Annotated in this window: 8 protein-coding genes and 1 tRNA gene; 8 read left to right on the top strand and 1 reads right to left on the bottom strand. The window is 64.4% G+C overall.

The window, feature by feature from the left end:
• Positions 1-3,171 carry a sensor domain-containing protein gene (locus WNB94_RS14005; RefSeq protein WP_341391031.1) on the bottom strand — a complete coding sequence of 1,057 codons (3,171 nt, stop codon included), beginning with the start codon at positions 3,169-3,171 and terminating at the stop codon, positions 1-3.
• Between the two features lie 232 nt (positions 3,172-3,403).
• On the opposite strand from WNB94_RS14005, the gene WNB94_RS14000 reads away from it, so the two are divergent.
• The 8 genes from WNB94_RS14000 to WNB94_RS13965 all read left to right on the top strand — a co-directional run bounded on the left by WNB94_RS14000 (position 3,404) and on the right by WNB94_RS13965 (position 12,776).
• Positions 3,404-4,357: an alpha/beta fold hydrolase gene (locus tag WNB94_RS14000; RefSeq protein WP_341391030.1), complete on the top strand. Its 954-nt coding sequence runs from the start codon at positions 3,404-3,406 to the stop codon at positions 4,355-4,357.
• 106 nt (positions 4,358-4,463) lie between these two features.
• Positions 4,464-5,568, top strand: a protein-coding gene (prfB, locus tag WNB94_RS13995) for a peptide chain release factor 2 (protein ID WP_341391029.1) whose coding sequence is annotated in 2 segments (ribosomal slippage) — positions 4,464-4,544 and positions 4,546-5,568 — 1,104 coding nt in all. Because the reading frame shifts where the segments join, the coding sequence is not laid out codon by codon here.
• 41 nt (positions 5,569-5,609) lie between these two features.
• The gene (pepN, locus tag WNB94_RS13990) at positions 5,610-8,282 is read left to right on the top strand and encodes an aminopeptidase N (protein WP_341391028.1); all 2,673 of its coding nucleotides are present in this window, start codon (positions 5,610-5,612) and stop codon (positions 8,280-8,282) included.
• A gap of 36 nt (positions 8,283-8,318) precedes the next feature.
• A complete protein-coding gene (locus WNB94_RS13985) occupies positions 8,319-9,326 on the top strand; it encodes a class 1 fructose-bisphosphatase (RefSeq protein WP_341391027.1) in 1,008 nt (335 codons plus the stop codon).
• A 37-nt stretch (positions 9,327-9,363) separates the two neighbouring features.
• Positions 9,364-9,439: transfer RNA gene (locus WNB94_RS13980), tRNA-Thr, on the top strand.
• A gap of 121 nt (positions 9,440-9,560) precedes the next feature.
• Entirely contained in the window at positions 9,561-9,761 is a 201-nt protein-coding gene (locus WNB94_RS13975; protein ID WP_341391026.1) for a type II toxin-antitoxin system prevent-host-death family antitoxin, read from the top strand.
• Between the two features lie 476 nt (positions 9,762-10,237).
• Positions 10,238-11,362: a lipase family protein gene (locus WNB94_RS13970; RefSeq protein WP_341391025.1), complete on the top strand. Its 1,125-nt coding sequence runs from the start codon at positions 10,238-10,240 to the stop codon at positions 11,360-11,362.
• Between the two features lies 1 nt (position 11,363).
• Positions 11,364-12,776, top strand: a complete 1,413-nt coding sequence (locus WNB94_RS13965) for a M28 family peptidase (protein WP_341391024.1) — start codon at positions 11,364-11,366, stop codon at positions 12,774-12,776.
• The last annotated feature ends 117 nt before the right edge of the window (positions 12,777-12,893 follow it).

The following is a 12,893-nucleotide window of genomic DNA, read 5'->3' as shown; positions in this document are numbered from 1 at the left end:
TCAGGCGGTCTTGAGCAAGGGGGTGAGCAATTCCGCGGGCAAGGGGCGACCATGCAGGTAGCCCTGGGCCACATCGCACCCCAGTGCCGCCAGGAAGGCTTCCTGGTCGGGCATCTCCACACCCTCGGCCACCACCTGCAGGCGCAGGCCGTGGGCCATGGCGATCATGGTGCTGACCAGTTGGTTGTCACTGTCGTGCCCTGGCAGGTCCTGAACAAAGCTGCGGTCGATCTTGAGTTGCTGCACCGGGAAGCGTTTGAGGTAGGCCAGGGACGAGTAACCGGTACCGAAGTCGTCAATCGTGAGCTGCACGCCCAAAGCATGCACCGCCTGCAGGAAGGCTTCGGCGGCGGGGCCAGACTCCATCAGGCCGCTTTCGGTGATTTCCAGCTCCAGGCGTTCGGGCGGCAGTCCGGTGTCTTGCAGGATGCGCGTGAGGCGGTCCAGGACGGCGCCACGGCTGATCTCGCTGGGTGAGACATTGACCGCCACCCGGCCAAACTCCAGGCCTGCGTCCAGCCAGGCCTTGGCCTGGCGGCAGGCTTCGGCCAGCACCCAGTCGCCCAGGGCCACGATCATGCCGGTGTCTTCCATCACTGGGATGAACTCGCTGGGGCCGATCGACGAGATTGGAGGATCGTCCTGGCCTTCAGGCGCCTTCAGGCGCACCAGGGCCTCGACCGACACCACGCGGTGATCGCTGATGCGCACCATGGGCTGGTAGTGCAGCACAAACTCGCCCAGCTCCACCGCCCGACGCAGGCGGGTTTCCAGCTGCAAGCGCGAGTTGGCATCGGTGGTGAAATTGCTGCTGTAGAAGCTGAAGTTGTTGCGGCCGCGCCGTTTGGATTCGTACATGGCGGCATCGGCATTGCGCACCAGCTCCGAGGCGTCGACGCCATCCTGCGGGAACATGGCCACCCCGATGGAGGCACGCACATACACCTGCTGCCCGCCGTCCAGGGTGAAGGGCTCGCCCAGCGTCTCCAGGATGGAGGTGGCCACGTGGGCGGCTTGCTGAGGGTGCCGAAGGTGTTCCAGCACCAGGATGAACTCGTCGCCGCCCAGGCGCCCCAGGGTGTCTTCTTGTCGCACGCGTTGACGCAGGCGTTGCGCGACCTGTCGCAGCAGGTTGTCGCCGGCCGCGTGGCCCAGGCCGTCGTTGACGGTCTTGAAGTTGTCCAGATCGATGAACACGACCCCCACCAGCGTGTGATGCCGCTGCGCCAGGTTCACGGCGTGAGCCAGGCGCTGGTGGATCATCATGCGGTTGGGCAACTCGGTGAGGGTGTCGAAGTGCGCCATGCGGGCCAGGCGTTCTTCGGTCTGCTTGAGCTGGGTGATGTCGGTGAACACGCCCACGAAATGGGTGGGACGGCCCTGCAGGCCTTTGACGGTGCTGACCGACAGTTTGGTCATGAACAGCTCGCCGCCCTTTTTCTGGAACCACACCTCGGTCTGGCAGGTGCCTTGCGCCATGATGTCCCGGCGCAGTGCTTCGATGGTTTCCTCCGGGTGGTCGGGCAGCAGGAACTCGGGCGTGCGCCCGATGACCTCTTGCTCGTCATAGCCGGTCAGGACGGTGAAGGCCGGGTTGATGCTGACGATGCAGCGGTCCCGCCCCAGCACCATCATGCCGTCGCGCGAGCTTTCCAGGGCTGCGGCATGAAGCCGAATGCGTTGTTCGGCGTGGTTGCGCAGTTCTTCGCGGTGCAATGTGGTCAGGGCGAAAGACAGGTCGCTGGAGAGGTCTTCAAACAAGCCGAGCTCGTCGGTGTCGTGGTCGTCCACCCGTTTACCCACCAGGATGAGGTGCCCGATCAAGGCCTGGTCACGGTAGAGGGGCACCACCACGCAGCCTGGCGTGCCCGCCTCGATGGCGTCTTGCGCCCAGGCCGGCCGCAAGGGCTCGCATGACAGGTCGGCCGTGCGGTAGGTGCGCCCCTCGCGCAGGCTGCGGTCCAGCACCGCCTCCTGGGCGGGGGTCTCCAGCAGCTGAAAGCTCAGGGTGTCGGTGCCGGGGCGCGCATCACCGGCCTCCGCCTGGCATTGCAGGCCCGGCGCACTGCCGTCATCGTGCGCCTCGTCAAAATAGGCCACCCAGGCCTTGCGGAACTGACCATGTTCAACCGCGACGCGGCACACGCGTGCCAGCAGGGCAGGCTCTTCTTGCGAGCGCACGATGGCCTGGTTGACGTGGCTGAGAAAGTCATACATCCGCGTCTTGCGTCGCAAGCGTCGCTCGGTCTGACGGCGCCCGGTGATGTCCCAGATCATCCAGACGACCTCGTCGCTGTCGCCGATCGGGGCGCACCGGCTGTCGAAATGGCGCAGCTGGCCCTTGACCTCCAGCGCAAAGCTGGACGACTGCGTCTTGCGTTCGGACAGGGCGGTGCGCAGCGTGCCCATCAGCCGCTCAGCCATTTCGGGGGCAAAGAACTCATGCAGGTGTCGGCCCAGCCATGCTTGTGGCGGGCGGCCCAGCAAGGGCAGGTTGTTGCCGTAGATGTCCAGATGGCGCCCTTCGTGATCCAGCCGAAACGCCAGATCGGGCAGCACATCGGCAAAGGCCCTCAACTGGGCTTCGCGTTTCTTGAGCACGCCCATGGCCCGGTCTCGTTGCCGGTGGGCCAGCCACATGGCGCACAGCAGGACCAGCGTCAGACCGCCCACCAGGGCCATGTTGATCTTGTCCAGGCGACTCTGGTGCAGCCGGGCCAGTTCCAGCTCTTGCTGCCAGGCCTGCGTCACCCCCACCGAGGCCAGGTCCAGGCCCGACAGGGCCTGCCTCACCGTGGCCTCATGGACCTCTTGCGGCCGGCGCAGCCGCTGCAGCACGGCGGCCTCGGCCAGGTGCAGTTGCGCCATCCACTGCGTCAGCGAGGGCTGCATGAGGGGCGAGTCTTCCATCGCCAGGCGGCTGGCCAGCACCCGCGCTTCATCCAGCGGATGCACGATGGCTTCTTGAGTGGCGGTGTCGGGCTGCCGCAAGGCTTCTTCCACCAGCCACTGGCTGCGGTGCAGCCTGAACTGGATGGACGACAGCTGCGCATCGAACGCGTGCGAGCGCTCCTGGATGGTGCGCCAGCCCAGGTGAGACCAGGCGATCAGCCCCATGCTCACCACGGCCAAGGCGGCCAGGCAGGCGGCCACCGGGCCGAAACGGCCCATGACCGGGGTGCTCAGCGGGTGAGACTCCTGCGGTGGCTCGTGAGAATGGGGCGGTAGGGAATTCACAACGGCTTGAAGTGTCTGGCCGACGGATGATTGGACGACAGGGACGAGAGCTTAGGTTAAAAATGGCACCATCGGCGATGATGTCGCATCCCGAGGGTCCCCGATCCCCTCAAGATGAGGTGACCCGCCCGGCATAAAGTCACACCCAGCGTCCCCGGACCCGCGCATGTCTTCGCCCACCCTCCCGCCCACGAGCTACCAACCCACCCATCCGGCCCAAACGCTGTCCCTGGACATTCGGGGGCTGCAGTACCACCTGCTGTGCTGGGGCGACCTTGCCCGCGTCACGCCCGAGCAGCCGCTGGTCGTGCTGGTGCATGGCTGGATGGACGTGGCCGCCTCGTTTCAGTTCATGGTGGACGCCCTGCGCGAGCAGCCGGGGTGGTCGGACCGTCCCATGGTGGCCGTGGACTGGCGAGGTTTTGGGCGCACCGCGGCGCCGCCGGGCACCGACTGTTACTTTTTTGCCGATTACCTGGGCGATCTGGACGCCATCCTGGACCACCTCTCGCCCCAGCAGCCCGTGGACCTGGTGGGCCACAGCATGGGCGGCAACGTGGTCATGCTGTACGCGGGCGTGCGCTCGTCGCGCATCCGCAAGCTGGTGAACCTGGAGGGCTTCGGTCTGCCGGCCACCGAGCCTGAAGAAGCCCCGCAGCGCTACGAAAAGTGGCTGGACGAACTCAAGACGCCCGTGCAACTGAAGGATTACGCCAGCCAGGCCGAGGTGGCCAAGCGGCTGCAGGCCAACAACCCCCGCCTGCGCGACAGCTTTGCACTGTGGCTGGCCGGCCATTGGGGGCGGCCAGAGGGCGAGCGCTGGGTGATCAATGCCGACGCCGCCCACAAACGCCCCCAACCCTTTCTGTACCGTGTGGAAGAGGTCAGGGCCTTCCTGACGCGCATCCGTTGTCCGGTCTTGTTCGTCGAGGGAGCGGACACCCTGTACTTTCTGTTTTTCAATGGCAAGTTCGGGCGTGACGAATTTCTGGAGCGGGTCAAGCTGGTGCCCGATTTCAGGCTGGAAACCCTGGCCGATGCCGGCCACATGCTCCACCATGACCAGCCCGAGGCCCTCGCGGCGTGCATGGCCCGGTTTCTGACGGGCCCCGCGACGTGAGAAAATAAGCCCATACGCAAGGCTCCTGTCGACGACAGCGGGGCCTTTTTGCCTTGATTCGCCCCGGGGGCGAGCCTGGCCACACGCACACTGAGCAGGATTGACCATGGACATCGAAACCATCAACGCCCTGGGCGCCAACATTGCCGATCTGCGCGAGCGCACGGACGACCTTCGGAGGTATCTTTAACTGGGATGAAAAATCCCGCCGTCTGGCCGAAGTGAACGCCGAGCTGGAAGACCCCACCGTCTGGAACGACCCCAAGCGCGCGCAGGCCCTGGGCAAAGAGAAAAAGTCGCTGGAAGACGTGGTGCTTGTGATCGAGCGCCTGACCAGCGGCCTGGCCGACAACGCCGAGCTGTTCGAGATGTCGAAAGAAGAGGGTGACGAGGCCGGTCTGCAGTCCATCGCCGACGATGTGGCCGCCCTGACGGCCGACGTTGAAGGCCTGGAGTTCCGCCGGATGTTCAGCAACCCGGCCGACCCCAGCAACTGCTTCATCGACATCCAGGCCGGCGCCGGCGGTACCGAGGCCTGTGACTGGGCCTCGATGCTGTTGCGCCAGTACCTGCGCTATTGCGAGCGCAAGGGCTTCAAGGTGGACATGGAAGACGAGACCCCGGGCGACACCGCCGGCATCAAGAGCGCCACCATCAAGGTGGAAGGTGATTATGCGTTTGGCTTTCTGCGCACCGAAACCGGTGTGCACCGTCTGGTGCGCAAGTCGCCGTTCGACTCCTCGGGCGGTCGCCACACCTCGTTCGCATCGGTGTTTGTGTACCCCGAGGTGGATGACTCGATCGAGATCGACATCAACCCGGCCGATGTGCGCACCGACACCTACCGGGCCTCGGGCGCGGGCGGTCAGCACATCAACAAGACCGACTCTGCCGTGCGCCTGACCCACATCCCCACGGGCATCGTGGTGCAGTGTCAGGACGGCCGCAGCCAGCACAGCAACCGTGACGTGGCCTGGAAGCGCCTGCGTTCGCGCCTGTACGACCATGAAATGCGCAAGCGCATGGAAGAGCAGCAGAAGCTGGAAGACACCAAGACCGATGTGGGCTGGGGCCACCAGATCCGCTCGTATGTGCTGGACCAGTCGCGCATCAAGGACTTGCGTACCAACGTGGAAATCTCGAACACCCAGAAGGTGCTGGATGGCGACCTCGATCAATTCATCGAGGCCAGCCTGAAGCAAGGCATCTGATCCTATGAACCTGCCCCACAAGGGCTCAAGAAGGAATCACCATGCGTGAAGGGACAGCCCCCCTGGTGCGGCGCGAAGACTATGCGCCGCCGGCTTACTGGATCAAGACGGTCGACCTGAGCTTCGACCTGGACCCGGCCAAGACCCTGGTCATCAACAAGATGACCCTGGAGCCCAACCCGGCACAGGCCGGTGCCCCGCTGCGACTCGATGGTGAAGACATCACCCTGACGCGCGTGCTGGTGGACGGGGAGCCGGTGTCCTTCCGGTTCGAGAATCAGCAACTGGTGCTGGACAAGCTGCCCGAGCAGCCCTTCACGCTGGAGATCCGCACCACCTGTGCGCCTGAGAAAAACACCCAGCTCTCGGGTCTGTACAACAGCAGCGGCGGCTTCTTCACCCAGTGCGAGGCCCTGGGCTTTCGGCGCATCACCTATTTCCTGGACCGCCCGGATGTGATGGCCACGTACAAGGTCACCCTCAAGGCCGACAAGCTCAAGTACCCTGTGCTGCTGTCCAACGGCAACCTGGTGGAAGAAGGCTCGCTGGAGGGGGGCAAGCACTTTGCCGTGTGGGTGGACCCCCATCCCAAGCCCTGCTACCTGTTTGCCCTGGTGGCGGCCGATCTGGTGCGCCGCGAGCAGCGCATTCGCACCCGCGCGGGCCACGAGCACCTGCTGCAGATCTACGTGCGCGCCGGCGACCTGGACAAGACCGAGCACGCGATGAACTCGCTGATCGCCTCCATCGCCTGGGACGAGGCCAAGTACGGCCTCAGCCTCGATCTGGAGCGCTTCATGATCGTCGCGGTGAGCGACTTCAACATGGGCGCCATGGAGAACAAGGGGTTGAACATCTTCAACACCAAGTTCGTGCTGGCCAACCCCGCCACCGCCACCGATGTTGACTTTGGCAACGTTGAAAGCGTGGTCGCCCATGAGTACTTCCACAACTGGACGGGCAACCGCGTCACTTGCCGTGACTGGTTCCAGCTCTCGCTGAAAGAGGGGCTGACCGTCTTCCGGGACCAGCAGTTCAGCCAGGACATGGCCGGCAGCAACAGCGCCCGCGCGGTGAAACGCATTGAAGATGTGCGCACCCTGCGCCAGCTGCAGTTCCCCGAAGATGCGGGCCCCATGGCCCACCCCGTGCGCCCCGACAGCTACCTGGCCATCGACAACTTCTACACCGCCACGGTGTACGAAAAGGGCTCCGAGGTGGTGCGCATGATGCACACCCTGGTGGGGCAAGAAGGCTTCCGCCAAGGCATGGCGCTGTACTTTCAGCGCCATGATGGCCATGCCGTGACCTGCGACGACTTTGCCCAGGCCATTGCCGACGCCAATCCCGACAGCGAGCTGGCCCAGCGCTTGCCCCAGTTCAAGCATTGGTACAGCCAGGCGGGCACCCCTCGGGTTCAAGCCCACGGGGTCTACGACGCCGACCATCAGATTTACACCCTCACGCTCAGTCAGACCTGCGCGCCCACGCCCGGGCAGCCCGACAAGGCGCCGTTTGTCATCCCCGTGGCCATGGGCCTGGTGACCCACGACGGCCGCAACCTGAATCTGCAGCTGGAAGGACAGCTGAACCCCCTGGGGCATGACACGGTGCTGGTGCTGTCCGAGCCCTCGCAAACCTTCACCTTTGTGCATGTGCCGGCCGAACCTGTGCCGTCGTTGCTGAGGGGCTTCTCGGCCCCGGTGGTGCTGGAGGCCGAACTGGGCGACGAGGCCTTGTTCACCCTGCTCAGCCATGACCTGGACCCGTTCAACCGTTGGGAGGCTGGGCAGCGACTCATGCTGCGCCGCATCCTTCAGGCGGTGAAGGGCGATGGGCACATCGAGCTGGATGGGCGCCTCAAAGACGCCCTGCACGCCGTGTTGCGCCACCCCGACCTGGACGCAGCCTTCAAAGAGCTGGTGCTGACCTTGCCCAGCGAGGCCTACGTGGCCGAGCAGCTGGAGGTGGTCGACCCGCAGCGCATCCACCACGTGCGCGAGAGCCTCAAGCTGCAACTGGCCCACGCCCTGCATGACGACTGGCTGTGGGCCTACGAGGCCCATGCCGAACTGGGGGGGTACTCGCCCGATTCGCTCAGCGCCGGCCGCCGCGCCCTGGCCAACCTGGCCCTGAGCATGCTGGTGCTGGACAGCACCGTGCGCCAGAACCCCATCTGGCCGGGGAAGGCCCTGCAGCGTTTCAAGGACGCAGGCAACATGACCGACCGTCTCGGCGCCTTGTCGGCCCTGGTGAACGCCCACTCCGAGCTGGCCACCGGTGCACTGGAGCGCTTCCATGCGCAGTTCAAGGACGAGGCCCTGGTCATCGACAAATGGTTCACCCTGCAGGCCATGGCGCCAGAGCAGGGCGGCAAGGTCTTTGCGCGCGCCAAGGCCCTGATGCAGCACCCTGACTTCACCCTGCGCACGCCCAACCGTGCCCGAAGCCTGTTGATGGCCCTGTGCGCCAACAACCCTGCGGCCTTCCATCGGGCGGATGCCGCCGGCTACGTGTTCTGGGCCGATCGCGTGATCGACATCGACGCCATCAACCCGCAACTGGCGGCCCGCCTGGCCCGCGCCATGGACCACTGGCGGCGACTGGCCGAGCCCTACCGCACGGCGGCGGGTGAAGCGCTCAGCCGCGTGGCACAGCGCACCGAGCTGTCTGATGATGTGCGCGAGATCATCACGCGCGCTCTGCAGGATTGAGCCCTCTTTAACGTCAACTCTTTCGGATTCACTCCCATGACCAAACGCATCAGCCTCACGCAGTACCTGATCGAGCAACAGCGCGGTGAGGCGCAAATTCCGGCGCAGCTGCGCCTGCTCATCGAAGTGGTGGCCCGTGCCTGCAAGCGCATCGCCATCAGCGTCAACAAGGGGGCCTTGGGCGAAGTGCTGGGCACGGCCGGCAGCGAGAACGTGCAGGGCGAGGTTCAAAAGAAGCTCGACATCATCGCCAACGAGGTGTTGATCGAAGCCAATGAATGGGGCGGCCACCTGGCCGGCATGGCCTCTGAAGAGATGGACGACATGCTGGCGGTGCCCAACCGTTATCCGCAGGGCGAATACCTGCTGCTGTTCGATCCCCTGGACGGCTCCAGCAACATCGACGTGAACGTGAGCATTGGCACCATCTTCTCGGTGCTCAAGCACCAGGATGGCGCCGATGTCAGCAACAGCAGCTTTCTGCAGCCCGGCACCGCTCAGGTGTGCGCCGGCTACTGCGTGTACGGCCCGCAGACCACCCTGGTGCTGACCGTGGGCCGGGGGGTGGTGATGTTCACGCTGGACCGCGAGCAGGGCTCGTGGGTGATGACCGAAGACAACGTGCGCATCCCTGAAGACACCAAGGAATTCGCCATCAACATGTCGAACATGCGCCACTGGGCCCCGCCCGTGAAGCGCTACATCGACGAGTGCCTGCAAGGCAAGGAAGGCGCCCGCGGCAAGGATTTCAACATGCGCTGGGTGGCCTCGATGGTGGCCGATGTGCACCGCATCCTGACCCGTGGCGGCATCTTCATGTACCCCTGGGACAAGCGCGAACCCAACAAGCCCGGCAAGCTGCGCCTGATGTATGAAGCCAACCCCATGAGCTTCCTGGTGGAGCAAGCCGGTGGTGCGTCCACCAATGGCTTGCAGCGCATCATGGAGTTGCAACCCACGCAACTGCACGAGCGCGTGTCGGTGGTGCTGGGCTCGAAAAACGAGGTGGAGCGCGTGACGGCCTACCACCGCGAGGCACAGTGAGCAGGGCCGAGAGCGTGTTAGAATCCAAGGCTTGGACGCCGGTGTAGCTCAGTCGGTAGAGCAGCTCATTCGTAATGAGAAGGTCGAGGGTTCGATTCCTTTCTCCGGCACCATCTGATTCCATTCAAAGCCTCGCAGTGATTGCGGGGCTTTGTTGTTTCTGGGCGCGATGTAAGGCGGGTGTAAGTCCATCCGTCGTACTCAGGCCCAAAACCCAGCAGCCAGCCGTTTGAAGTGGTCCCACAGCCCCTGGTGATCACCCAGAACGGCGGGGCCAAGGCAGTCTTGCAGGACGTGGCCAGCTACGAGGCCACACAGGAAACCCTGGCCCTGTTGAAGGTGCTGGCTTTGGGCCAGCAGGAAGTGTCTGCCGGCAAGATCAAGCCCATGTCTGACGTGGTGGCCCGACTCAAGGCCAAGAAGGCCCAGGCTTGATGCCATCCAGGTACCGCGTCTTGCTGACCGATGGTGCCGAGCAGGATCTGGAGGCGATCCACGATCACATTGCCGAGTTTGATGCGCCCTCGAGCGCCTGATCAACGCCCCCAACGTTTCCATCACATCTTCCTGCTGGCCGCGGTAGGCGTGTTCGTCTTCGGCGCACGCCATGCACATGCCAAAAACCGCGCCCGAAACTTCGCGGTTTCCCTCTCCGTGTTGTCCCGTAGCAGGGCCGGAGTCAGTTGTCTCATACAAGCCGTCGGAAATCGAAATCGCTAACCTCCCGGCATTGCAACTGATTGATCGCTCCATATGTGGGCGGTTTGAGTCCAATGAAGTTCTGGATATGCACATTGCCTTTGCTGGCGATTTTGTGGGGCCATTCAACAATCACCCAGGCGGGGGTGCTTGGCCAGGGTTGGTGGTCACCGCCTTGGCAGCAAAGCGCCTATATTCCCGATACCCCCAAGGTGAATATCGCGCCCACGGCACGCAGTGATTGGCGGCAGTTGGCGCCAGGGGTATTGGTCGACCGTTGGGCCGCGCCTGCAGCCAGCGATGTGATTCCTGCGGCCACCTCTTACTTTGTTCGATACACCACGGTCAATGTCCGCGGCGAGCCCGCGCTGGCGTCTGGCATCGTGCTGGTGCCCCATGGGGCCTACCAGCGGGCGCGGGACTGGCCCTTGGTGGTCTATGGCCACATGACCACCGGCGTGGCCGATGCGTGCGCCCCATCGCGCGGCATGTCGGGCTCGTCCGAGTTGCGTCGCATGCAGCAAGGTGACTCGCTGGCCACCGCCTTGCTGACACAGGGGGCGGTGGTGGCGCGCCCAGACTACGAAGGTTTGGGCGAAGACGGCCCCCACCCCTACCTGCGCGGCGACTCGCTGGCGCGGTCCATGCGGGACATGGCTCAGGCCGTGGCGCGGCATTGGCCTCAGATCGGCGGGCGCTGGGTGGCGGCTGGGCACTCGGAGGGCGGCGTGGCGGCCCTGAATGCGGGCAGTCGCAAGCATCCCCCCCTGGAGGGGCTGGCCTTGGCGGGCGTGGTCTCGATGGCGCCAGTCACACAGATGGAGCGCGTGGTGGCGTTTTTCCAGCCGGTCGGGCTGGCAGGCGCCGGTGTTGACACGGCCGTGGCGCTGGCCGCGCTGGCCGTCAAAGGAGTCGCCGCCGTCGATCCGGATTTTGAGCGCTTGGCGCTGGAGGAGGGCGGGCTGTCGGAGCGCGCCCTGGCCTTGTGGCCAGACCTGGAGCGCCTGTGCCTGGCCGACTTGACCAAGAAGGGCTCGTGGGGTGGTTTGTCCCCCAGGCAGGCACAGGGCCCCAAGGGGCCGCAGATGCTGGCTGAACTGGAGCGGGCGCTGGAGCAAGACGATGTGCGGCTTCTGCCCATGTCGCGCGAGGTGCCCGTGCGTCTGGACGCCGCACTGGGCGACGTCGTGATCCTGTACCCGCGGCTTGATCAGCTCGCTCGCGACTACCGGCGTCGCGGTGTGGACGTCACTTACACGCGGTGGCCCACAGGGCACTCCGACATCGTCGACAAGGCCGCACCCACTGTGGCGCAATGGATCATGGAAAGGTTTTGAAATGTCTGAAGTTCGTTCGTTGAAGGCACCTCGTCGCGAGTTTTTGAAGCGGTCTGTCGCGCTGGCAGGCGCTGCGGCCCTGTCGGGCGCCGGGGCGCCGGTCTGGGGCTGGGGTGCCACAGACCCCATGGATCCTGAGCGCCTGCACCGCTGGGTGCGTGAGTTGTGCGCCTTCCAGCCGCGCTGGGCGGGCTACCCTGCCGAGAAGCAGGCCACCCACTGGTTGGCCGAGCGCCTCACGCAGGCGGGCATCAGCACCGTGGTGGACGCTTACGAGTTCCGCAAGTGGCAATTGGACCAGTGGAAGGTGACACTGGTGTCGGGCGGTGAAGTGGGCGAGGTCAACAGCTTTCCGGTGTGGTCGACGCGCGGCGGGCAGGGCGAGGCTGAATTGGTGGATGTGGGCTATGGCACCGATGCCGAGTTGAAGGCGCAAGACCTGCATGGCAAGGCGATCGTGGTCAATGGCAAAGCCCTGCTCAATGTGTTTGCCACCTACAAGAGCACCTACCAGACGGCGGCGTCTTTGGGGGCCGTCGCCATGTTCGTGACCTCTGGTGCACCCGATGACCTCATCCGCCCCACCAGCTACTCCGAGAACTACCTGGACGACAACCCCATCCCCGCCTTCCAGTTGGGGGTCAGCGAGCTCAAGCGCCTGCGGCGTGCCGCCAGGGCAGGCGGGCGCATCGCCTGGAACCTGGACGCCCGCCACGAGCAGGGCATTACCCATGATGTGGTGGCGACCTTGCCGGGCTCAGGTTTGCTGCCTGGCTGCATGGTGATCTGTGCGCACTATGACGCCTGGTTCACCGGTGCGCTGGACAATGCCACCGGGGTGTCGGGGCTGATCGGGCTGGCCGAATATTTCGCGGCGCTGCCGGTGCATATGCGTCCGCGAGACATGATTTTCGTCGGGGTCACCGGGCACGATGCCGGCTATCCGCACCTGGGCATGAACCACTGGATTGCCAAGAACAAGCACCTGATTCCCGAGGTGGACCTCTTCATGAATCTGGATCACCTGGCCGCCCAGGGTGAAGAGCATGTGTCGTTCCTGGGGTTCTTGAACTTCACCTGGATGCGCAGCGGCGACGAAGAGCGCGCCTTGTTCACCACGAAGCATCCGGCCCTGGCGCGCACCTTCAAGAAACACATGCACCGACACCAGGTGTATTCGTTCACCTTCCGCACGATTCCTGACCTGACCGCCAATGGCGATCTGGAGGGCGCGATGGGTGAGCTGGGGGTGCCTTCGGTCAATCTGACGATGGCCACGCCGCATTACCACACGGAAGAGGACACACCGGAGCGAATTCCCCCGGAACAATTGAGCCGGTCGGTGAAGGCGCACCGGGATTTTTTGCGAGAAATGCTCTCCATGAAGCGCAGCGATATTCGTTCAAGGTGGTGACGCCCGAGTTTCAATGAAATACAACCCCCATGCGGGGGTGTCGATGGCAGGGATCACCTGGGTGCTCAGGTGATTTCTGCTTTTCTACAATCGATTGCTTTCATCAAAACACCTTTG

The organism is Aquabacterium sp. A3, from assembly GCF_038069945.1.
Taxonomy (GTDB): Bacteria; Pseudomonadota; Gammaproteobacteria; order Burkholderiales; family Burkholderiaceae_C; genus Aquabacterium.
Note: the sequence above shows the minus strand (reverse complement) of the source record. Positions and strands in the feature narration are given on the sequence as shown.

Coding starts and splice junctions, on each gene's coding strand:
- WNB94_RS14005 (WP_341391031.1), bottom strand. CDS start 3,171: ATGGGCCGTTTCGGCCCGGTGGCCGCCTGCCTGGCCGCCTTGGCCGTG.
- WNB94_RS14000 (WP_341391030.1), top strand. CDS start 3,404: ATGTCTTCGCCCACCCTCCCGCCCACGAGCTACCAACCCACCCATCCG.
- pepN (WP_341391028.1), top strand. CDS start 5,610: ATGCGTGAAGGGACAGCCCCCCTGGTGCGGCGCGAAGACTATGCGCCG.
- WNB94_RS13985 (WP_341391027.1), top strand. CDS start 8,319: ATGACCAAACGCATCAGCCTCACGCAGTACCTGATCGAGCAACAGCGC.
- WNB94_RS13965 (WP_341391024.1), top strand. CDS start 11,364: ATGTCTGAAGTTCGTTCGTTGAAGGCACCTCGTCGCGAGTTTTTGAAG.